General features: G+C 48.5%; 19 protein-coding genes and 4 tRNA genes. 6 read left to right on the top strand and 17 right to left on the bottom strand.

Annotated features, from left to right (window positions below):
• Positions 1-20: 20 nt before the first annotated feature.
• Entirely contained in the window at positions 21-1385 is a 1365-nt protein-coding gene (locus MMIC_RS00920; RefSeq protein ID WP_227819284.1) for a PhoH family protein, read from the bottom strand.
• Positions 1386-1545: 160 nt separating this feature from the next.
• Between MMIC_RS00920 and MMIC_RS00925 the strand changes: the two genes are divergently transcribed.
• The 4 genes from MMIC_RS00925 (at position 1546) to MMIC_RS00940 (ending at position 2018) form a co-directional block, all read left to right on the top strand.
• A tRNA-Gly gene (locus tag MMIC_RS00925) sits at positions 1546-1621 on the top strand.
• Between the two features lie 48 nt (positions 1622-1669).
• Positions 1670-1744, top strand: a tRNA-Cys gene (locus tag MMIC_RS00930).
• A 73-nt stretch (positions 1745-1817) separates the two neighbouring features.
• Positions 1818-1893, top strand: a tRNA-Gly gene (locus tag MMIC_RS00935).
• Between the two features lie 50 nt (positions 1894-1943).
• Positions 1944-2018 (top strand) — tRNA-Cys (locus MMIC_RS00940).
• A 64-nt stretch (positions 2019-2082) separates the two neighbouring features.
• Here the strand turns inward: MMIC_RS00940 and glnE are convergent.
• Entirely contained in the window at positions 2083-4815 is a 2733-nt protein-coding gene (gene glnE, locus MMIC_RS00945; RefSeq protein ID WP_072658437.1) for a bifunctional [glutamate--ammonia ligase]-adenylyl-L-tyrosine phosphorylase/[glutamate--ammonia-ligase] adenylyltransferase, read from the bottom strand.
• A 134-nt stretch (positions 4816-4949) separates the two neighbouring features.
• Between glnE and MMIC_RS00950 the strand changes: the two genes are divergently transcribed.
• Entirely contained in the window at positions 4950-5171 is a 222-nt protein-coding gene (locus tag MMIC_RS00950; RefSeq protein WP_072658438.1) for a hypothetical protein, read from the top strand.
• Positions 5172-5189: 18 nt separating this feature from the next.
• Here MMIC_RS00950 and MMIC_RS00955 read toward each other — a convergent pair whose 3' ends face one another.
• The 15 genes from MMIC_RS00955 to ccoN all read right to left on the bottom strand — a co-directional run bounded on the left by MMIC_RS00955 (position 5190) and on the right by ccoN (position 21370).
• Positions 5190-5435, bottom strand: coding sequence for a hypothetical protein (locus tag MMIC_RS00955; protein WP_072658439.1), 246 nt, complete (start codon positions 5433-5435; stop codon positions 5190-5192).
• 132 nt (positions 5436-5567) lie between these two features.
• Positions 5568-7001 (bottom strand): type I glutamate--ammonia ligase, encoded by a 1434-nt coding sequence (gene glnA / locus MMIC_RS00960; protein WP_072658440.1) that lies wholly within the window; start codon positions 6999-7001, stop codon positions 5568-5570.
• A 97-nt stretch (positions 7002-7098) separates the two neighbouring features.
• Complete coding sequence (locus tag MMIC_RS00965; protein ID WP_072658441.1) at positions 7099-7437, bottom strand: P-II family nitrogen regulator; 339 nt, start codon at positions 7435-7437, stop codon at positions 7099-7101.
• A gap of 59 nt (positions 7438-7496) precedes the next feature.
• Complete coding sequence (locus MMIC_RS00970) at positions 7497-9101, bottom strand: NAD+ synthase (RefSeq protein WP_072658442.1); 1605 nt, start codon at positions 9099-9101, stop codon at positions 7497-7499.
• Positions 9098-10132: a tRNA preQ1(34) S-adenosylmethionine ribosyltransferase-isomerase QueA gene (gene queA / locus MMIC_RS00975; RefSeq protein ID WP_072658443.1), complete on the bottom strand. Its 1035-nt coding sequence runs from the start codon at positions 10130-10132 to the stop codon at positions 9098-9100. Before queA ends, MMIC_RS00970 begins: the two co-directional genes overlap by 4 nt.
• A 144-nt stretch (positions 10133-10276) precedes the next feature.
• Entirely contained in the window at positions 10277-12391 is a 2115-nt protein-coding gene (locus MMIC_RS00980) for a hybrid sensor histidine kinase/response regulator (protein ID WP_227819285.1), read from the bottom strand.
• A gap of 373 nt (positions 12392-12764) precedes the next feature.
• On the bottom strand, positions 12765-13256 hold the full coding sequence (locus MMIC_RS00985) for a hypothetical protein (protein WP_072658444.1): 492 nt from the start codon (positions 13254-13256) through the stop codon (positions 12765-12767).
• A 40-nt stretch (positions 13257-13296) separates the two neighbouring features.
• On the bottom strand, positions 13297-13467 hold the full coding sequence (ccoS, locus tag MMIC_RS00990; protein ID WP_072658445.1) for a cbb3-type cytochrome oxidase assembly protein CcoS: 171 nt from the start codon (positions 13465-13467) through the stop codon (positions 13297-13299).
• 3 nt (positions 13468-13470) lie between these two features.
• Positions 13471-15957: a heavy metal translocating P-type ATPase gene (locus MMIC_RS00995; RefSeq protein ID WP_072658446.1), complete on the bottom strand. Its 2487-nt coding sequence runs from the start codon at positions 15955-15957 to the stop codon at positions 13471-13473.
• Positions 15958-15969: 12 nt separating this feature from the next.
• Positions 15970-16467, bottom strand: coding sequence for a FixH family protein (locus MMIC_RS01000; protein ID WP_072658447.1), 498 nt, complete (start codon positions 16465-16467; stop codon positions 15970-15972).
• A 10-nt stretch (positions 16468-16477) separates the two neighbouring features.
• Complete coding sequence (gene ccoG, locus MMIC_RS01005) at positions 16478-17905, bottom strand: cytochrome c oxidase accessory protein CcoG (protein ID WP_072658448.1); 1428 nt, start codon at positions 17903-17905, stop codon at positions 16478-16480.
• A gap of 324 nt (positions 17906-18229) precedes the next feature.
• Positions 18230-19096, bottom strand: a complete 867-nt coding sequence (gene ccoP, locus MMIC_RS01010; protein ID WP_072658449.1) for a cytochrome-c oxidase, cbb3-type subunit III — start codon at positions 19094-19096, stop codon at positions 18230-18232.
• Positions 19083-19295 carry a CcoQ/FixQ family Cbb3-type cytochrome c oxidase assembly chaperone gene (locus MMIC_RS01015; protein WP_227819286.1) on the bottom strand — a complete coding sequence of 71 codons (213 nt, stop codon included), beginning with the start codon at positions 19293-19295 and terminating at the stop codon, positions 19083-19085. Before MMIC_RS01015 ends, ccoP begins: the two co-directional genes overlap by 14 nt.
• On the bottom strand, positions 19288-19929 hold the full coding sequence (gene ccoO / locus MMIC_RS01020) for a cytochrome-c oxidase, cbb3-type subunit II (RefSeq protein WP_072658450.1): 642 nt from the start codon (positions 19927-19929) through the stop codon (positions 19288-19290). Before ccoO ends, MMIC_RS01015 begins: the two co-directional genes overlap by 8 nt.
• A gap of 13 nt (positions 19930-19942) precedes the next feature.
• Positions 19943-21370, bottom strand: coding sequence for a cytochrome-c oxidase, cbb3-type subunit I (gene ccoN / locus MMIC_RS01025; protein ID WP_227819287.1), 1428 nt, complete (start codon positions 21368-21370; stop codon positions 19943-19945).
• Between the two features lie 155 nt (positions 21371-21525).
• Between ccoN and MMIC_RS01030 the strand changes: the two genes are divergently transcribed.
• A complete protein-coding gene (locus tag MMIC_RS01030) occupies positions 21526-22167 on the top strand; it encodes a hypothetical protein (RefSeq protein ID WP_072658451.1) in 642 nt (213 codons plus the stop codon).
• Positions 22168-22251: the final 84 nt, after the last annotated feature.

Genomic DNA, 22251 nt, shown 5'->3' on the forward strand with positions numbered 1-22251 from the left:
ATTCAAACCGTCTCTACAAGCTATAGAATCTCAACCGCTTTCGCTGCAAGGCGCGAGCGTTCACTGGCTTTAAGAGCAATCAGGCCAGCATGATCCCAACCGGAAAAGGCTGATACAGCACGGGTAAGGCCGTTGGTGTGCGCAGTCAGATAAGGCGTATCAATCTGGGCATTGTTGCCGAGAATAATAATTTTCGAATCCTCACCCATGCGTGTAACAATAGTTTTCATCTGGTGTGGCGTCAGATTTTGTGCCTCATCTACAATCAGCCAGGTCTTGGTAAAGGTACGACCACGGGCAAAAGAGAGAGCGGCTATTTCAATGCGGTTCTGGCCAAGGATATCTCCGATATTCTGGGCATCATCGCCAAGCAGAATAGAGAGATTATCGGTAATCGCACCCATCCATGGCTCCAGCTTTTCTCGTTCGGTACCAGGCAGAAAGCCGATATCCTGCCCCATCGGGACAGTTGCACGAGTCACAAGGATTTTCTCATACAGCCCCATATCCAGCGTCTGATGCAAGCCCGCAGCCAGCGCCAGTAATGTTTTACCTGAACCGGCAAGCCCCAATATACCAACCAGATCAAGGTCAGCATCCATCAATAGATTCATGGCCATGTTCTGCTCAAGATTGCGGGCCTGAATACCCCAAACTGCATGACGCTCATGCCGATAAGAGAGCGTATCGAACAGGTGGACACGTCGATTTTCATCAACCTGCTGACAGCGCATCGCCACTTCACGGTCTCCGGGCAATACCACAAACGAATTGATATACGGCAGGTCCATCTCTTCCGGCCAGGTAACAGCATAATGGTTACCGTGATCGTGTTCGCTCACTTCCATGCCTTCCGCCATTGCTGTCCAGGTATCGAGATCAAGGCGAACTTTTCCACTGGGTAGCACAGACAGGTCACTGACTACGCGATCAGAGCGGTAATCTTCTGTCTTCAGTCCAAGCGCACGCGCTTTGATACGCAGATTAATATCCTTGGAGACCAGAATTACCTGCCGCTCGGCATGTTCCTTCTGCACAGACATGGTGACTGCAATGATACGATTATCACCACTGCCTTTGGCCAGTGAATCCGGAAGTATTTCCAATGAACGGTGATTGAGCTCAAAAAACAGACGTCCGCCGCCGGGCAGCTCGCATCCCTTGCTTAGATCCTCACACTGAGCACTTAAATCATCGAGTACACGTGATGCTTCCCGCACATTCCGTGCCAGTTCATCCACCCCTTTTTTAACATTATCCATCTCTTCAAGCACCACAATAGGCAGCACCACATCGTGTTCATCGAAGCGCTGTAAGGCACTCGGATCATGAATCAGAACATTGGTATCGAGGATATAAATCTTACGATCTTGTGAGTTGCTCAATAGAAGTCTCCCTGCATATGAATAATACAACTAAACTGAACATATATTGCCACAAATGAATAGCTTCGCCTACCGGATTCGTTTGCAATCAGGCTTGTTAAAAAAACTTGCAAGTAAAGACTTGACTCTCCTGAGCGGCTCGTCATTATTCGCGCCGATCGCGGGTATAGCTCAGTTGGTAGAGCGCGACCTTGCCAAGGTCGAGGTCACCGGTTCGAGCCCGGTTACCCGCTCCAGATCGCAGGGGCCTTTATGGCCCCTTTTTTTTTATGTAATGGTTATACGGCAGGGTGGCTCAGTGGTACGGCGGAGGACTGCAAATCCTTTATTCGCGAGTTCGATTCTCGCCCCTGCCTCCAACCATTTCTTTTCAATCAATATTAAAAACAGCTTTTGACAACTGCCGCTTAAACGGCATTATTCGCACCTGTTGCGGGTATAGCTCAGTTGGTAGAGCGCGACCTTGCCAAGGTCGAGGTCACCGGTTCGAGCCCGGTTACCCGCTCCAGTTAAAATCGGGGGAGCAACTTCCCCCGTTCTTTCTTTGATGGTTTATAAGGCAGGGTGGCTCAGTGGTACGGCGGAGGACTGCAAATCCTTTATTCGCGAGTTCGATTCTCGCCCCTGCCTCCAACCATTTCTTATTCTAGACCCATTTAACCTTGTAGTTAATCGTCCATTTCAGCCGCACGATCCATCAAGCACTCAGTAAAAGATTAAATACCCTGTGCACCTGCTGCATTCGTTCCATCAATGCATCCGGAGCCTTTATGGCAGCATGGCGACGCATGGTTTCCCACTCTGTGGCTTCAGCATCGGTTGGCAGCTTACCGATCGAGCGCCACAGCTCCACCCGCAGTGCATTCTCCATCTGACGATAATCCAGATACGTATCAGCCAGCCAATCAGCCTCCTGCTTCCAGGCTTCAGGTACAGAAGCAGGCAATTCACGCAGCACATCAGTCGTTCTGCGCCGGTTACCGCCGAAATTAAGCCGCGCATACTGGGCAAGAAACTCGATATCAACCAATCCTCCGGCATCATGCTTGAGGTTTTTCACATCGGAGTTCTTACTGCCCAGGTGATCGATCATTTTCTGGCGCATCTCGATTACATCCGCAGCGATGACAACCGGGTCACGCTGCAGATCAAGAACCTCTTTCACAGCCATCTCGACGCTCTCTTTTGCAGACTCAGGACCTGCCGCAGGACGCGCCCTGCACAGTGCCTGATGTTCCCACGTCTGGGCTTCATGACGTTGATAGTGTCTGAACCCGGAAATATTAGTCACCAGCACACCGGAACTGCCTGAAGGACGCAGGCGTGCATCAAATTCAAAGCCGGCTCCGAATGGCGGTTGCCCGGTTAGATACTGAATCATACGCCGGCCAATACGCTGGCCATGCTCTCCCATGCTGCGACGGCCAATCATTTCAGACGGATTTTCATGCACGAGTATAAAGACCATATCGAGATCGGATACCAACCCCATCTCATGCGACCCGTGTTTCCCCATAGCCAGTGCCACAAATGGAAAATCAACCGGCAGTGCCATTTCATGCAGACATAACCTTAGCACCGCTGAAGTCGCAGCATCAGCCATATCTGCCAGCCATCTGCCAATAGTCATAACATCTGCAGAATGGGCATCCACGGCCAGTGCGGCCAGAAGTCGTGCCCGATCTACCCCACGGCCGATATCGGCCAGTGTCTGTTCCACATCTTCGAAGCCATCTAAAGCATTCAACTCTGCACAGATATGATGGATGTCAGTTTCACTGTGTTCACTCATCAATGGCCATTCCAGCCAGGAGGGGTCCTTAACAATATGATCGGCCAGGTACTGGCTTGCAGAGAGTACGCCGATCAGCCAGTCCAGCGAGCCCTGATGTGTCGCCAGCAAATCAATCCAGGTGGCGCGCCCTGAAATGGAATGGATCAGTTTTGCGAACGACTCCAGAGCTGTAACGCCATTTTCATCATCCAGCCATACCGGCATAGCCTGCTCTAGAATGCGTTCCACTTGTGCCCGACTGCGCTCTGGCAGCAAGCCTCGGGAAAGACATTCATCAATGCCATTCAGAGCCAGGTTGATGCGTTCCCGTTCAGTTTCATCCAGGCTGTTCATTTCAACATGTTCACCGGTCAACCAGCCGGATACCTGTTCGTTTTCTTCACCAACCGGTCTAACGAACTTACGGAAGGCTTCCTCTACAATGGCAGCATGCTGAATCATCTGTTGTTCAACATCCTCGATTCCGGTTGCACAGCTAAGGTAATCGGCAAAGTCAGCAGGCAACTTATGCGTCTGCTCACCTCTGCGGGACTGAATAGCATGCTCAATCCTGCGCCAGAATCGATAGGCTGCTTTCAAGCTGTTCACATCCTCTTCGCCTATCGCATCTGCCTGCATCAACAGATCTATCGCCTGCATACTGGGCTGAACCCTCAAATCCCTATTTCTGCCGCCGTGCAACAGCTGCATGGACTGAATCACAAACTCAATTTCACGGATGCCGCCTCGGCCGCGTTTCACATCATAACCCGGTGCGATACCTCCGCTGCCGGCCTGTCCATCAATACGACGTTTCATCTCGGCAAGAGCTGCTACTGTAGTGTAGTCGAGATAACGGCGATAAATAAATGGTACAATACCATCAACAAATGCCTGACCGAGAGCTTCATCCCCGGCTACAGGACGAGCCTTGATCAGCATGGCCCGCTCCCATGTCTGTCCGTATTCAAGGTAATGGTTTACTGTCGCATCCAGATGCAACGCGATAGCAGCTGCATCTCCCCCCGGACGAAGTCGCATATCCACCGGCCATACAATGCCGTCGATTGTGCGCTCGCTCATCAGCCGAATCAGCATGCGGGATAGCTGCATATAATACTCAGCAGCCGGAATAGACTGGCGTCCACCGCTTGTCTGCCCTTCACCCTGCCAGACAAACAGCGGGTCAACATCTGAGCCCAGATTCAGTTCGCGCCCGCCGAGTTTACCCAGACCGATTACGCAAAATGAACCGCCCTCAAGATAGCCATAACGTGGCGCAATCAGGCGCCCGGCCATATTCAAGGCCTCATCCATCAAACCTGAAGCAAGATCGGCAATCGCCCGGCATGAGGCATCCATATCACCCCTTAAGCCCATCTCCCACCAGATCAGATGACGGTGACCACGGTGCTTGCATTGGCGCAAATGAGCCAGACATGTGACAAGCTCGTTACTCTCACAAGAAGGTATCCAGCGCTCACTTCCATCAGGCAGAATCGCATCACTCAGCGGTTTGAACAGTTGCAGACAGTCTTCTTCTGATGCTGTACGCATCAACATCGCAAACTGTTGCGAATGCTCAAATAAGCGGCGAATATCATCGTGCAGGTTTTCGGGTACTTGCTGAAGAATGGAATCGATTTGGTCGCTCATTGCATAACTATACCCTGCAATTCAAACAGTAAAAACCTTCATATGCCATAAACTTCATTTGTTTGATTTCGTGCCGATACATTTAAGATGAGGGATTTAAGTCCCGGGTAAAAAACATCAGGAGGTGCCATGGTATGCAACAACAATCTGTCCAGTTAACAGCTCTCTCCGACTTTGGAATAAACATGATCAACAATATGGGAAATCCATGGTACGTACAAAAAATAACAGCTCATGTTCTATTCTCTAATCATCCGGGGCCATGGATGTTACTCGAACGTGATCATTTTCATCGCTGGGTAAATCTCAGTGCAGACCAAAACTTCTCCGTCCGCTGGAAAGGCTGGAAACACTAATTTGTTTTTCGTTTGTTGTTATCGGGTCTGCAAAAGGGTGGATGCGCCATCTGTTGATAACTGATAGGACATGCCGTGCCGGCACAAATAAACAGCCTGTGGCCCGACCCGGTCAATCGATGACAACCCGCCATGGTCGCGGCAAATATCTTCACCAATAGCCTTGAGGTTCACTTGTCTCTCTTCATACTGGGATGCACAACCGGCAAGCAATGCAGCAAAAATGAACATTGATACAAGACTCATTTCTCTTTTTAAATGCATGGCCTTCTCTCCCTGAAAAAACACAGAATCATCAGTTGTGTCACAAAGTATAGTAAAAATGCAACTGAATCCATATTCAACAAAAAAAGGCCACCCAACGGGCGGCCTTTTTATGATAACGTCCTGCAGCAATTAGCAGGAGTAGTAGAGTTCCATTTCCATTGGATGTGGACGCATACGAACTTCATTAACTTCTTCCATCTTCAATTCGATGTAGCCGTCAATCATATCGTCATCCATCACACCACCAACTTTCAGGAAGTCACGGTCTGCATCCAGTGCTTCCAGTGCCATTTCCAGGCTGGAGCAAACAGTAGGAATCTTCTTGCCTTCTTCCGGTGGCAGATCGTACAGGTTCTTATCTGCCGCTTCACCCGGATCAATCTTGTTCGCCACACCGTCAAGGCCGGCCATCATCATGGCCGTGAATGACAGGTACGGGTTAGCTGATGGGTCAGGGAAACGAACTTCGATACGACGAGCCGGATCAGAATTCACAACCGGGATACGGATAGAAGCAGAACGGTTACGGTTTGAATAAGCCAGCATTACCGGTGCTTCAAAGCCTGGAACCAGACGCTTGTAAGAGTTGGTAGATGCATTAGTGAATGCATTCAAAGCACGTGCGTGTTTGATGATGCCACCGATGTACCACAGCGCTTCCTGAGACAGGTTGGCGTATTTATCACCTGCAAACAGGTTCTTACCATTCAACCACAGTGACTGATGCACATGCATGGCAGTACCGTTATCGTTATAGATTGGTTTTGGCATGAAGGTAGCAGTTTTACCATGCGCATGCGCAACATTGTGAACCACATATTTGTACCATTGTGCTTTATCTGCCTGTTCAATGAGCTCACCAAAACGCATGGCCAGCTCACACTGACCCGCAGTTGCTACTTCATGGTGATGGCATTCCATGTGAATACCCAGATCAGACATCACCAGAGACATGTCGTTGCGGATTTCATGCAGCGAGTCAACCGGAGGAACCGGGAAGTAACCACCTTTTACACCCGGACGGTGGCCGTAGTTACGCATCATGCCGTCAGAGGCATCAGCAAAGTTTTTGCCTGAGTTCCAGGCAGCTTCTTCGGATTCGATCTGGTAGCCACAGCTACCCATTTCGTTATTCCAGGTTACACCATCAAAGATGAAGAACTCCAGTTCAGGGCCGAAGTATGCTGTATCTGCAATGCCCGCTGAACGGATATAGCTCAGAGCACGCTGTGCTACCTGACGTGGGCAACGGTTATAATCCTGACCGGTAATCGGATCGATTACCTGTGCAACCAACACCAGTGTGGATGCTTCAAAGAATGGATCGATATTTGCACTTTCCGGATCCGGAATCAGCGCCATATCTGAATTATTAATGTCACACCAGCCGGCTACAGATGAACCATCGAAGGCGAAACCGTCTTCAAAGCTGTCTTCATTCAGCTCATGGGCTGGAAAGGTAACGTGCTGCCATTTGCCGCGTGTGTCGGTGAAACGTACATCAACAAATTCGCACTCATTTTCTTTTACGAGGTCAAAGACCTTTTGAATTGCGTCACTCACAACTAATTCTCCTGTTTTAGATTAAGAAAGTCCCACCCGGTAAAATAGGAAGCGAGACTTTGTCACAAGCCAAATAAAAAGGCAATCACAGACCGCACTATAGTGCTTCGTCGTCTCGCTCACCTGTTCTAATACGGATTGCCTGATCAACGGTGGATACAAAAATCTTACCATCACCCACTTTGCCGGTTGATGCCGCACTGCAGATTGCAGTCACAGTGTCGTCCAGACGATCATCTGATACGACGATTTCCACTTTCACCTTGGGTACAAAATCAACCACATATTCGGCACCACGATAAAGTTCAGTATGCCCTTTCTGACGTCCGTGCCCCTTAACCTCGGTAATTGTCATACCTGCAATACCGATTTCTTCCAGTGCATCTTTCACATCATCAATCTTGAATGGTTTAATTACTGCTTCGATCTTTTTCAATTTATTCTCCCTTCAATACCCAAAAACCTGCTATCGCACGCCGGGAGCACCGGCGTTTGCTACTCCCAGAAACCATGAGTGATCGGATAACGTCGATCCCGGCCAAACGCACGTTCTGTGATTTTTACACCCGGAGGTGATTGCCTGCGTTTATACTCCGCAAGCTGTAACATGCGCACCACCCGTTTGACTTCCGGCTGATCATAACCGCGTGATGCGATTTCTTCCACGCCCAAACGTTCTTCAATATTGGCTGCCAGTATCGCATCAAGCTCATCGTAATCCGGCAGCGAATCTGAATCTTTCTGATCGGGCCTGAGTTCGGCTGATGGCGGCTTGGTGATTGTATTCTCAGGGATCACTTCCTTGTCGCGATTGAGCCAGCGACACAAGGCGAACACCTGCGTTTTATACACGTCCTTGAGTACGGCAAAACCGCCTGCCATATCCCCGTAGAGGGTGGCATAACCGACTGCCATTTCCGATTTATTCCCCGTAGTAAGCACCATGCGGCCTGTTTTGTTTGAAATCGCCATCAACAGCACTCCGCGAATGCGGGCCTGAATATTCTCTTCAGTTAAATCGCTTTCTGTTTTGCCCCAGGAGGCAAATGTTGCAGCCAGAGTGTCCTCGATAGCATCCACACCATTTGCGATCGGCAGTGTGATTGATTCCATACCCAGATTATTGACCAGAGCCTCTGCATCAATAATCGAGTGATCACTGGAATAATGTGAAGGCAACAGCACACCCAGTACATTTTCTGCACCGAGTGCATCAACCGCTATGGCTGCCGTGAGCGCCGAGTCGATGCCACCTGAAAGACCGATAACTACCTGTGAACAACCGTTACGGCGCACATAATCAGCCACACCCAGCACCAAAGCCTTATACACCTGTTCCAGATCCTCGGGCAAAGGCGTTATATGTTCATCACCAACCGCAGCCAGGTCCAGCACACCACTCCACGGTTCAAACATCGGAGCCCGCAATATCAGATGTCCCTGACTATCGGATGCAAATGAACCGCCATCAAACACGATCTCATCCTGACCACCCACCGGATTCACATAGATCACTGGCGCTGAGAACTGCCTGGACCTGCGTTGAACCAGCTTCTCACGCACAAGCTGTTTCCCCCTGTGGAACGGGGATGCATTCAGGTTCAGCCAGACATCACAACGACTTCCAGCCTGTCTGGAGGCCAACTCATCGTGCCAGATATCTTCGCAGATACCGACACCGATACGCCAGCCATTGGCCTCAAAAACAGAGCCATGACCGCTACCGGCTGAAAAATAGCGTTGTTCATCAAACACACCATAGTTCGGCAACTGCTGCTTATCATAATATCCGATTACCCTGCCGTTTTGAGCCAGCACAACACTGTTTTTTAAAACCCTGCCATCCCTGCGCGGTGCTCCGAATGCCACGCACACATTGCCGCTGGCTCCCACCACGGCTTGCACTGCCTTCTCCACCTCATCGAGAAACAGAGGCCGCAATAACAGGTCTTCAGGGGGATAACCGGTTACGGCCAGCTCCGGAAAAACAGCCAGATCGCAACAGCTGTTTTCGGCCTCTGCCATGCCAGCATGGATCTGGTGAACATTACCATCGAGATCACCGACTCTCGGGCTGTTTTGAGCAATAAATATTTTCATGAGTTTGTACTTCGCGGCACAAACATTGCATCACCATAGGAATAGAAACGATAGTCATGGACCCTGGCAAAATCATAAGCATTCAGCACCCGCTCACGGCCTGCGAGTGCCGCTACCAGCATAATCAGTGTCGATTTCGGCAGGTGAAAATTGGTCAATAGCGCATCCACAATCTGGAAATGGTAGCCCGGATAAATAAAGATGGAAGTCCTGCCTGCTCCCGCCTGCAGTTCACCATCTGCTGATGCTGCCTCCAGTGTGCGCAAGCTTGTGGTACCGACTGCAATCACGCGTCGCCCCTCGGCTTTGGCCTGATTCACCATCCGTGCCGTTTCAGCAGGCACAATATATGCCTCTTCATGCATCACATGGCTATTTACATCATCTACCTGTACAGGCTGAAATGTGCCGGGTCCGACATGCAGCGTGACATGAGCAAAGCTCGCACCTGCGATCTGCATTTTGTGCATCAAGGCATCGGTCAGATGCAAACCTGCAGTGGGAGCGGCTACTGCACCTGCGTGTCTGGCAAACACAGTCTGGTAGCGCGCCTTGTCCTCTTCTGTATCAGGCCGATCGATATAGGGTGGCAAGGGCATGTGGCCATAGTTTTCTATCGCATGCCCCACATCTTCAGCCAGCAGCAGCACTTCAATATTTTTGCCTTCCCGACTGATTACCTTTGCATAGAAACCATCTGCAAATTCAATCTCAGTATCAGGCTTCAAGGGTTTGTTGGATTTACCCCAGGCAAGCCAGACATTGGGCTGATCCATGGGCTCCAGCAGCAGCACTTCAACCTTGCCGCCACTTTTTTTACGACCGACAAGGCGAGCAGGAATAACTTTGGTATCGTTTAGCACCCAGACATCTCCAGGCTGCACATATCGGGAAAGATCACGAATCAAACCATCCACAAAAGCATCGTCCGAATCGGACAAACAAAGTAGCCGGGAAGCATCGCGTTGCTCAAGTGGTTTTTTGGCGATCAGTCGTTCAGGTAATTCAAAATCAAAATCGCTGACTTGCATAGTCTCGAAGGCTATCGCGAAGATGGACCTGCGTCTTTACCGACAAGCATATGGACTGTCGTTCTGAGCTAACGCGCTGAATAACACCACCCCATGGTGTGATCCCTTTTGACTAACGCGCAGATTGAAACCACACCCATGGTTTCAATCTGCTTGTTCATGCATGATTTCATACAGGGTGGATTTGAGATCCTTGGCTTTAAACGGTTTCTGCAGAAATGCATTCGGGCGATCTCCACTAACCAGCTGGCCGGCCTCGGTTTCCGAATACCCTGAAATCAGCACAATGGGTACGCTGCGATCACACTCCCGCATGCCGATCATAGCTTCAACGCCCCCCATTACCGGCATTGTCATATCGAGTAATACCGCCACCAGCTTGTGATGATGTTCTTTAAACAGCGCAAGACCCTCTTTTCCATCTTCAGCTGACAGGACATCAAAATCCAGATTTTCAATAAAGGAGCTGGCAACAGTACGCACACGTAAATCATCATCCACGATCAGCACCGTGCCATCACCATGCCATGCCTCAACTTCCATGGTCGTAGCCATCCGTTCCTTGAATGACTGATCGGTGGATGGGAAATATACCCTGAAAGCCGTACCTTTACCTGATTCACTGAGCAGTTGAATCGCCCCATGATGCCCTCGCACAATGCCCAGCACAGCAGAGAGTCCCAGACCACTACCCGTATCCTTGGTTGTAAAAAACGGATCGAAAATCCTGTTTTTCACAGCCTCCGGCATGCCACAACCATCATCCCTGACTTCAATAATGACATACTCTCTTTCCGGTAGTTTTGTTCCATTATACAGGTGATCCAGGGTTTCCCGAGTCATGACTTTAGCACCGGTACTAACCTTGATTTCACCTGGTTGCTTTCCAATAGCTTCGGCAGAATTGACGATGAAGTTCAGCAACAGTTGCTGCACCTGAGCCTGATCTCCTTCAATGCCCGGGAGATTATCATCCAGTTTCATTTTCAAAGAGATATTACTACTCACCGAAGCCCTGATCAGCTTGCCCATGACCTTAATCAATTCATTGAGATTAATGACCTCGATCTCATAACTGCCTTTGCCCGCATAGGCAAGCATCTGCTTGCACAGTTCAGCCGCATGATCACAACTACTAAGGATATTTTCGAGATGCGAAACACCGGGGGATTGTACGTCGAGCTTCCTTCTGGCTAATTCAGCATTACCCATAATAGCAGCCAGAATGTTATTAAAATCGTGTGCAATACCGCCAGCCAGAACCCCTAGCGACTCAAGGCGCTGAGCATGTTCCAGCTGTGCCTGTAAGCTGATTTTTTCTTCTTCCTGATCATGAGACTGACTTGAATCCTCAAACGCCACCAGAAATGCGGCCTGACCCTCGTGATCGACAGGACTCAAATGAAGCAGCCCAATAAATGGTTCACCTGTTTTACGCAGCAACCTTACATTCTGCAGGGAAGCAGGCCTGTTACTTACTGACATATGGCTGATGAGCTCGTTTAACCTCGCATGATCATCCGGATCGACATAGTCAAACAGGGATGTACCGATCATCAGCTCAACACTATCGACTCCCAGCAATTGCGTAGTGTTCCAGTTACTGTAAATCCACCTGTTTTCACTAAACACGGCAATCGCATGAGGCAGTGCATTAAGTAATTCACGGTGGCTTATTTTGCTGTTTGCCAGGGCATGTTCTTCATGTTTCAGTCTGGATGTGGTTTCATTCAAACGCAATTCTTTGAGCTGCTCACTTGTTTCTCGTGCAATCACTGTATAAAAAGCAATCAGACTAAATGCCAGATAAGCAAGCCCGATATAAACCACCTTCTGCCAGCCAATGTCTTCCATGCCAAAGCCCAGAGCAGCAATAAGTACGGCATAAACAAGTGTCCAAGCCATACCGATTCGGGAACCGGCACTTAAGCAGGCAATAAAAGGAAAACCAAAACTCCAGATAAATCCTATCTCGCTATAACCACCCTGAAGAAAAAGAAACGAGAACAATATAACCGGATGCAATACAAACAGGTTCTTAAGTAAGAATTGAGAATGTTTTCTCTTTGACCAGAAATAAAGACCGCTAAGGGTCAAAATCATCAACACCTCGATCTGCCACAACTCATACAGACCCAGAGTGAAATTGATGGCACTGAAAACCATCACGAATGGAATGGCAACGAGTATGGAAAGCTGCAGTGGATTCATCTGTAGAATCACCTGTCTTAAACCTGAGCTAGCTACTATCTTTGCCATAGCCAATTCCCTCTAGCGTTGCTCTATTCTTAGCAAAGCAAATGAAAGGGATTTTGTAAACTTGAACACAACTACCCTCCCATTTCATTATTTTACTACCAACACATTGCAGCGCAGCGTCTCGCGTAAACATTCAAACCAGAAATAGACCAGTGAATATACCAGCCCCTGACTGGCTACACAAACTGGCATCCCTAACCCTACAGAACTGCTGGAATGTATGGTTGCCGTTGTAAAGTTTATGCGATGCAGATCACACAAGTACGTTCTCGGTCCGCAAATCATTTACGACCCCGCCCCTGTTTCTTGATGGAATGATCCGGAACGGCTCAATAAGCGCACGCAGCCATAAGTGATGCTCATCTGGCAGACATCATTTCGGTGGTGGAAACTTTTCTACATATCTTTGAGGAACCTCACCTCTGTTAATCAAGTGATAACCGCCAGCTTCCAGCACAACAGTAATCATCACCGCCAACAGGGTTGGAACCACAGCCACCCGCGAAATAGCCGTAAACATGATTTCAGCCATTTTTTCATCACTGGCTGTCATGCTGATCAACCAGGCCGCAGTCACTAATAATCCGGTGATTACGTATCCAGTCATCAGAAATTGACAGCGCCTGAATGATAGACGCCAATGCATATCAACAATCCAGCATGCTGTAATCTTCTCAGAGCGCCAATAAATATAGGCAATGACAGTTAAAGAAAAAAGCAGCGGTATCAGAAAACCATACATCCCCACATCCAACACAATAGCTGCCGGTGTCATCAACAGGTTGAACAGCAGAATATTCAGCACAAAAAGGTTATGTGGCTTTCTTGCCAATTTCTTTTCTTCTTCACTGATCTCAAAATTCATACTTAAATATACTCCGCAATAGAGAAAACAGTCGATTCAGCTATTCAGAATGATCATGCTTGTCTTCCTTCATATCATCGTCATCAAGAATACGGTGAGCAGGCCCTTCCATATCGTCATACTGGCCACTCTTCACGGCCCAAAAGAAGATCAACACACCAACCAGACCTAACGCAATCATGGCTGGAATCAGTCCGAAAATAACATCCATATCTTAGACCTGCACTGGCAGTTTCAAGCTGCTATCAACCATGTCTGCAACCCGCCTTTTACCAACCCTGCTGCGAATAAGGATTGCATTGCCGATTACCAACAATGAACTGATGGGCATGGCAATCGCCGCAAAAACAGGTGTGACCAATGCAGCCATCGCAGCAGGTACAAGGATCAGGTTATAAGCCAGTGAAATTCCTATATTCTGTTTAATTGTAGAAAGTGTTTTTTGCGATAGATGCATGGCAAAACCAACACGCGACAGATCAGAACTCACCAATACTATATCAGCACATGCCATCGACACATCCATGCCCGAGCCCATGGCCATACTGACATCCGCCCGCGCCAGTGCAGGCGCATCATTCACACCATCTCCGATCATCAACACCTTCTCTCCGATCTCCTGTAAACGACGGATTTCAGCTTCTTTATCTTCCGGCAATACTTCAGCCACGACCTGCATCTGCCCCAAACTATTTTTAAGAGCATGCGCGGCCTGAATGGAATCACCTGTTAGCATGGTAATGCCTATGCCCTGCTCTGAGAGTGATTGAATCAAAGCCCTAGCCTCATCCCGAACCTTGTCCTGCACATGAATCAACCCGGCAACTTCTCCGTCTACAGCCACAAGAACAGCCACACCCATCTTCTGCTCAATCTGAAACTGTTGATCCTTTATTTGATCAGGGACACTTATATTTTCGCGTTGCATCATGCGCTGATTGCCAATCACGATGCGTCTGTTTTTGACAATACCGCTAACTCCAAGGCCGGACTCAGAAAGAAATCCTTCACATGGCAACTGTTTGCCCTTCAATTCAGCAACAATCGCGCTTGCCAAAGGATGGCGTGATTTACCCTCAATAGCAGCAGCAAAATCTATCAATTCATCATGCGTAAAATTGTTATTCAGATGCGTCTGCACAACCTTCATTTGACCTTCCGTCAAAGTGCCTGTTTTATCAAATACAACATGCGTGATTGAGGACAGTGTTTCCAATGCCTGACCATGACGAATCAGCACACCCCGCCTGGCCCCCGCCCCGACTCCAACAGCAATACCCATAGGGGTGGCCAAGCCCAGGGCACAGGGGCAGGTAATAATTAATACGGATACAGCGGCCAGAAGTGCAGTATCAAAATCTGAACGCAACCAGTAGATAAAGGTGATGAATGCAAGTCCGATTGTTGCCGCCACAAACCAGGGGACGATTCGATCTGCAATACGCTGTACTTCCGCCTTTGAGCCCTGAGCCTCCTCCACCAGTGTGACAATGCGAGCCAGAGCTGTATCCGCACCTGTCGAACCTACTTCAAGGGTAAGAGAACCATCAACATTCATGGAACCGGCTACAACCGATGCCCCGATCTCTTTGCGCAAGGGTCGTGACTCTCCGGTCAGCATGGATTCATCAATATAGGATTCACCATGCAGCACCACACCATCAGCTGGTATTTTCTCTCCCGGCCCCACCAACACATGATCGCCGACAATCAATTTACGTACCGAGATACGCTCCTCCCCTTCCGGCAAGATCCGAGTAGCCAACCGTGGCTGCAGCTCCATCAACCTCAGCGCTGCAGAAGAAGCGTTACGCTTGGACAAGCCTTCTAAATAACGGCCAATCAAAATAACAAACAGGAACGTCACTACGGTGTCAAAATAGACCTCCCCAGATGTATGAAATGTGATCCAGCATGAATAAGCCCAGGTCGCAAAAGAACCGATAGCTATAGGCAGGTCCATAGTCAGGCGCGCCTGCTTCAAACCCAGCATTGCAGCGCGAAAAAACGGCCAACCTGAATAAATCAGCACAGGTGTGGCAATAAACAGACTAATCCAGTGAAAGAACTGCTTGTGTTCGCTATCTATGCCTGAAAATGCACCGGCATAGAGGGCGATGGAAATCCACATGATATTCATCACACCAAATCCGGCAAAAGCCATGCGGAACAACAGTGAACGATTACGGCGTTGCAGGCTGCCTTCAGCCGCTTCCGGATTAAACGGAGCAGCTGCATAACCCAGCTTTGCCAATCGATGCATGATCTCTGACAAGGCCAGTTCATCACTATTCCAGCGTACATTCAGGCGTTGATGTGCAAGATTCACCTCAGCAAACTCAATACCGACCATCTCTTTCAAGCCGTGTTCAATCAGCCATACACAGGCCGCACAATGAATTCCCTCGATAAGTAAATGTGCCTGCTTCCTGCCATCAGCAAGACTACGTACAAAATCTTTCTGTACCTCAGGCAGGTCATACTGCTCCAGTTCAACAGGCATTTCAGGCGGTGGAACTTCCGCATTCTGATAGTTCAGGCGATTGTAAAAATCATCCAGTCCTGATTCGTGAATCACCTGACATACCGTCATACAACCAGTGCAGCAGAAGCTTTGTTTTTCACCGGCAATCTCCTGTTCACAAGCTGTGATGCCTGTAACCGGAAGACCGCAGTGAAAACAGCGCTGATCACGTTTCATGACTGAGATGGATCAATCACCGACAAATATGCGTTGAACCACATCATATTTCTTTCCACCCGATTCGATCTGGGCAATCAAATCCCACGTGCCCGGCAGTGGGAAACTGGCTTCAACGCTAAAAGAACCGACATCTTCTTGTATCATTGCCACTGTAAAATCGGCTTTAACATCACTTGGACGGTAAGCAAACAAAGTAGCCTTACCATCTGTGGCAGGTTTGCCATTATCCATCACCACATACAGCCGATACATCTGAGCCTGGCCTGCTTTTGCCTTGGCCGGTGGCATCAGATTCAATCGCCATGCCGCTTCATTCTGCTGCTCAGGTGTTTTGTGAAAATAGTTATTACCTTTTTCGTAATAATCCTCAGATACCAGACCCGGACTGGTCTGGCTGGCAATGAGTGCCATCCAGATCGTGCCAGCCAGTGCTACTGCAACCAGCCCCAGAATGGCAAGAAACCATGGGCTCCTGAAATCTTCTTTTAAGTGTAACTCTGATGCCATGGCTATCTCCTTATTTTTTAGGGCCAACGAATACCGAATCATAAGTCACGGTAATATCCGGCTGTGTGATACCCTGTATTGTCAATTGTACATCGGTATTTTCGTGCTCAAGGCTTGCCGGAGTTGCCTGCAAAAAGATACTGAACGGTACCATTTTTCCGGCTTTTAAAGTGATATCTTTGAAATATGCCTCTTTTACCATATGGACATCACCGGAACTGCTTTTCACTGTCAGGCTCACGCGCTGATCTGTCTCCAGTTTATTTACGGCTTTAATCGTATATTTATTCTGAATTGAACCATCCGACATACGCATAAACAATGGCTGCCGCGAGTGTACAATTGACAGTTCAACCGGTGGAATGGTTGCCAGACCATAGATAATGCCCGTGACTGCCAACATGAAAATTGTGCTGTAGGTGATCACACGGGGACGCTTAAACACCGGTGGGAGAGTGACCCCATCCATCTCTTTATGGGAAAGATAGCGGATAAGCCCCTTTGGTTTACCCACCTTATCCATAATCGAATCACAGGCATCAATACAGAGACCGCAAGTGATACAGCCTTCGCTTAAACCTTCACGAATATCCACACCTGTCGGGCAAACACCAACGCACATTTTACAATCAATGCAGTCACCTTTTGTTGCCGCATCCGAGCTCTTGGATTTCACCTTACCGCGCGGCTCACCGCGATGGTAATCATAGGTAGGCAGTATGCTATCCTTGTCAACCATCACACTCTGGATGCGCGCATAGGGACAAAGCCAGAAACAAACCTGCTCACGCATAAAACCAGCCAGTATATAAGTACCGGCGATAAACAGGGCCAATACAACCCAGGCAATATAAGGCGCCGAAAATGTTAAATAGCCGTTCCACAGCTCAAAAGCATCCGTGAAATATGCGGCAAAGGTAATACCTGTGAGAATCGACACCAGTAGCCATAACGAATGTTTCAGCGTTTTCTTCCGAATCTTGTCTGCTGACCAGGCTGCTTTATCCAGCCTGCGGCGCTGAATGGCATTACCTTCAATTTTATCCTCAATCCAGGTAAAGACATCGGTCCACACCGTCTGAAAACAGAAGTAACCGCAGAACACACGTCCGGCTACAGCAGTGACACCAAACAGGGTAATGGCCAGCAGTATCAACAGTAGTGATAACATCCAGATATCTTGTGGCCATATCGTAGCACCAAAGAGATGAAACTTACGTCCCGGAATATCAAACAGAATCGCCTGGTGATCACCCCACTGCAGGTAAGGCCCGATGAAGAAAGCCAGCCATGTACTCATGGTCAGCCATTTCAGATTTCGGAAGCGTCCAGGCATGCGCTTGGCATGAATTGTCTCACCACCGGTATTCACATGATAGTGCAACGTATCCGCATAGAGGTCTTCTAGACTATCTGCTGACTTCCTGTTCTGACTCATCAGTTGCTCCATAGAGGTTTGGGTTTTCAAACGATGGCCCCGGGGGAAGGGAGGGAGTCCGGGGCCACCGCTCAAAATATGGTGAGAAAAAAACATCTGGCTCTTTCTCAACACCTGTTGTTACTCTCCAGTTACTTATCATCCTTTGAATTAATGACTTTAAAAAACCAGATCGCGCCATAAATCAGAATAGCCAGAACTCCGATCATGCTGATCAATACACCTAACTCGACTGCATCCATCTTATTCTCCTATGCGTTTAACAGCTCTGCATTACAAACAGATGCGGGAGAAAGCCGAAGCTCTCTCCCAGCACTCATTGTCTTACTGACCGCCACCCATGGCATGGATTTTAATGGCCAGAATTTTGATCTGTTCAGCTGTTAGTTTTTCTCCGAAAGCTGGCATGATCGCACTGCGTGTTTGAGCCACATCATCCTGATTCACACCATAACGTATCGTTCTCAGCACTTCTTCGCGATTGCCGCCAAAGCGCCAAACCTGATCCGTGAGATTTACAGCACCGGAGTATGTATCATCATTGAGTGCACCACCTTTGGCATTGTCGCCATGGCAACCCATACAACCTGCCTCTTCGAACATTGCCCAACCCGCTTTGCTTGCTTCACCTTTTGGCAAGGCTATGACAAAGTCAGTTAATGTTTCGATTTGTTCAGCTTCCAGCATATCTGCATGCGCTGGCATATCACCCATTCGGCCATCAGTGATAGTTTCTATGATGGTGTCAATATCACCACCATATAGCCAGTTATCATCAGCCAGTACAGGGAACAGGCCTTCTGCACCCTCTCCGCCAGCGCCATGACAGGCTGCACAGTTATCACCATACACAGCCTTGGCTGCTGATTCAGCAAAGTTACGCAACTCTGCATCGGCCATGATATCGCTTGCACTCATGGCTTTGAGTTTTTCCACATATGGGGCTTTCACTGCATCATTTTCTGCTACAGCTTCCTTGAACTCCTTGATCTGGGTCCAGCCCAACAATCCCTCATTAGAACCGTTAATCAATGGAATAGATGGATAGAGCAGGAAATAGATGATGCACCAGATCCAGCCGATATGAAAAGAGATCAACCACCAGCGTGGGGGGGGATTGGTCAACTCGCGGATACCATCCCACTCATGCCCGGTATCCTGAGGCTTTTCGGAATTATTATGCGTGTCCATGCTTATCCTCCCGGTCCAGTTCCATATCGTCTTCGTGATTGACGAAATCACGATATTGTTCAAATTTATTACGGTTAGCAGGCTTAAGAATCGTGAAATACGCTGCTGTCATGAGACCAGCAATGACCAGTAATATGATCAGGCCGGTCCAGTCGGTGGTCGTCATTGCAGACCAGTCGGTAGAAAAGAAATCACTCACGATAATCCTTCCCTTCCTGGAACTTCACCATCGTTCCAAGCACCTGCAGATAGGCGACAACTGCGTCCATCTCGGTTTTACCTTTTACCGATTCAGCAGCTCCCGCAAAATCTGCATCTGTGTATGGCACACCCACGGCTGCCAGTGCGCGCAACTTGCGCTCCGTCAACGTATGGTCAATGATGTTTTCAGCCAGGAATGGATAACCCGGCATTACCGATTCAGGCACCAGCGAGCGTGGCGCTTTCAAATGCTGGATCTGCCACTCATTCGAATATTTGCCGCCCACACGGGCAATATCAGGACCTGTACGTTTGGAACCCCACTGGAACGGATGGTCGAATTTTGATTCCGCTGCCAATGAATAGTGACCGTAACGTTCTTTCTCATCACGGAACGGGCGAATCATCTGCGAATGACAGAGGTAGCAGCCTTCACGCACATAAACATCGCGCCCTTCCTGCTCCAGAGCCGTATATGGACGAATACTGTCCTCTTCCTTGCTGAGTTTCTCGATTGTGTTCTCAAGGTAGAACAGCGGCACAATTTCGACTATGCCGCCTACCGATACAACCATGGCCGTCATAAGTAGCAGTGCCCAGACATTTTTTTCGAGTTTTTCTTGCAATGACATCTGAATACCCTCCTTATGCCTTCGCTGCCACAGCCGCTGTAGCTGGCTGTCGGGCACCGCTTATGGTTTTGACAATGTTATAGAGCATGAGGATTGCACCGAGCAGAACCAGGAAGCCGCCAACCGAGCGCAGTACATAATATGGATGCATTGCCGATACAGTTTCAGCAAAGGTATAAACCAGATTGCCGTAATCGTCTGTCGCTCTCCACATCAGCCCCTGCATAATTCCGGACACCCACATCGCACAGATATAGATAATCGTGCCAATGGTATGAATCCAGAAGTGGGTATTCACCAGACTTACCGAGTAAATATCTTTACCCCAGAGCTTGGTAACCATGTGATAGATTGCACCTATCGAAACCATCGCGACCCATCCCAGCGCACCGGAGTGCACATGACCGATAGTCCAGTCCGTGTAGTGGCTCAAAGCATTTACCGTTTTGATCGACATCACCGGGCCTTCGAAGGTAGACATGGCATAAAAAGCCAGAGACACAACCAGGAAGCGCAACACATAATCGTCACGCAATTTGTTCCATGCGCCTGATAGCGTCATCACACCATTAATTGCACCACCCCATGATGGAATGATCATCGCCATAGAAACTGCTGCACCCAGTGAACCGGTCCAGTCAGGCAAGGCTGTATATTGCAGATGATGCGCACCGAGCCAGACATAACCGAAGGAGAGCGCCCAGAAATGCAACACAGAGAGGCGATATGAAAATACCGGACGGTTGGCCTGTTTGGGCACGAAGTAATACATAATACCCAGGAAACCTGCAGTCAGGAAGAATCCCACCGCATTATGGCCCCACCACCACTGTATCATTGCATCATGCACACCGGAGTAGATTGAATAGGAATGCGTTAAGGTGACCGGCACAGCCAGCGAATTCACCACATGCAGAATCGTGATCATCACCATCATCGAGAGGAAGAACCAATTCGCCACGTATATGTGAGACACCCTGCGATTCACAATCGTCATGACGAAGTTGAACATATAGGTAAGCCAAACAACCGCGATAAGAACATCGATCGGCCAAATCAGTTCGGCATACTCTTTGCCCTGAGTAAGGCCCAGTGGAAAGCTTACTACTGCCCCTACAATAATGGCATTCCAGCCCCAGAAGGTGAACCATGCCAGCTTGTTACTCCACAGAGACACATGACAGGTTCGCTGTACGATATAATAAGAAGTCGCCATCAGGGTTGATCCCCCGAAAGCAAAAATCACTGCATTGGTATGCAGCGGTCTTAAACGCCCGAAACTTATATACGGGTTATCCAGGTTGAGTTCTGGAAACGCTAATTCCCAGGCTATGAAATCTCCAACCAGGGCACCTACAATCAAGTAGAGCACTGCTGCGATGGAGAACCATTTTACAACTGTAAAGTTGTATTCTTGTTCGTCTGGTATTCTTTCAGACACGGCCTTCCTCCTTTATTCCTCATGAAAACGTGATGTGGATCACGACTGGCGCAGTAGTATATTATTATTTAATTATATTGTAAATAAATAAATGAATGATACAATGTCAGCACCCGTTATAATAACAGCCCTGATTAAACTTATGAGGTGGCAAGATGTCGCAGGCAAAAGATAAAAACATCCGTTACTTAGGACTAAAACTCTTTGCTGCCGTAGTGATTGGAACAGGCCTGGTTTTTGTCTGGAGCAGTACCAACCATAAAAATAATGCACAAGTAAAAGATACCTGGGTTGATGATGCGGGATATCTGCATGTGCTGAATATCAAGCTTGGCAAAACAACTTTGCGCGATGCTGAAATTGCTTTGAAAAGCCGTAGCGATATTGCGATGTATGTATATCCACAGGAACATGTAAATGCAGGCATGCGTCTGGAAGCCTATTTCCCTTCCATTGCCGATCACAGCAAAGTTATTCTTGAATTGAAGGCAGATGAATTAACGCTAAAACAACTTCAGATGCGCGCCACCATGCCCCACATTTACCCCAACACTGTAGCACGCATGAACCTAAACCCTGAAGACCTTCCACGTGTTCAACTGCTTACAGTAGAAAAACTCACGCTTATTCCCAGCATAGATATCACGCCTGAACTGCTCGAAGCGCGTTTTGGAGAACCGGAAAATGTTATTACGGGAGAAGAGACAGTCTATTATTACCCCAGCCTCGGACTGACAGCACAACTGAAAAAGGAGGATGCTGCCAGACTTCTATTCCAGAATCCCAAAGCACCATAATGTGATAAGAATCGCTTTCAGGATTTGAACCAACTGAAATGATGCGCCTCATATTAATGCGGAGGTCATCCATGCAGATACAAC

Source organism: Mariprofundus micogutta, from assembly GCF_001895085.1.
Lineage (GTDB): Bacteria > Pseudomonadota > Zetaproteobacteria > Mariprofundales > Mariprofundaceae > Mariprofundus > Mariprofundus micogutta.

What these genes read in the sequence shown, in the direction of transcription:
- MMIC_RS00970 (WP_072658442.1), bottom strand. Translation starts at nt 9,101, where the DNA reads ATGAAAATATTTATTGCTCAAAACAGCCCGAGAGTCGGTGATCTCGAT.
- MMIC_RS00950 (WP_072658438.1), top strand. Translation starts at nt 4,950, where the DNA reads ATGCAACAACAATCTGTCCAGTTAACAGCTCTCTCCGACTTTGGAATA.
- ccoO (WP_072658450.1), bottom strand. Translation starts at nt 19,929, where the DNA reads ATGTCATTGCAAGAAAAACTCGAAAAAAATGTCTGGGCACTGCTACTT.
- queA (WP_072658443.1), bottom strand. Translation starts at nt 10,132, where the DNA reads ATGCAAGTCAGCGATTTTGATTTTGAATTACCTGAACGACTGATCGCC.
- glnE (WP_072658437.1), bottom strand. Translation starts at nt 4,815, where the DNA reads ATGAGCGACCAAATCGATTCCATTCTTCAGCAAGTACCCGAAAACCTG.
- MMIC_RS00955 (WP_072658439.1), bottom strand. Translation starts at nt 5,435, where the DNA reads ATGCATTTAAAAAGAGAAATGAGTCTTGTATCAATGTTCATTTTTGCT.
- MMIC_RS00980 (WP_227819285.1), bottom strand. Translation starts at nt 12,391, where the DNA reads ATGGCAAAGATAGTAGCTAGCTCAGGTTTAAGACAGGTGATTCTACAG.
- MMIC_RS00985 (WP_072658444.1), bottom strand. Translation starts at nt 13,256, where the DNA reads ATGAATTTTGAGATCAGTGAAGAAGAAAAGAAATTGGCAAGAAAGCCA.
- MMIC_RS00995 (WP_072658446.1), bottom strand. Translation starts at nt 15,957, where the DNA reads ATGAAACGTGATCAGCGCTGTTTTCACTGCGGTCTTCCGGTTACAGGC.
- MMIC_RS01000 (WP_072658447.1), bottom strand. Translation starts at nt 16,467, where the DNA reads ATGGCATCAGAGTTACACTTAAAAGAAGATTTCAGGAGCCCATGGTTT.
- ccoS (WP_072658445.1), bottom strand. Translation starts at nt 13,467, where the DNA reads ATGGATGTTATTTTCGGACTGATTCCAGCCATGATTGCGTTAGGTCTG.
- MMIC_RS01030 (WP_072658451.1), top strand. Translation starts at nt 21,526, where the DNA reads ATGTCGCAGGCAAAAGATAAAAACATCCGTTACTTAGGACTAAAACTC.
- ccoP (WP_072658449.1), bottom strand. Translation starts at nt 19,096, where the DNA reads ATGGACACGCATAATAATTCCGAAAAGCCTCAGGATACCGGGCATGAG.
- ccoG (WP_072658448.1), bottom strand. Translation starts at nt 17,905, where the DNA reads ATGAGTCAGAACAGGAAGTCAGCAGATAGTCTAGAAGACCTCTATGCG.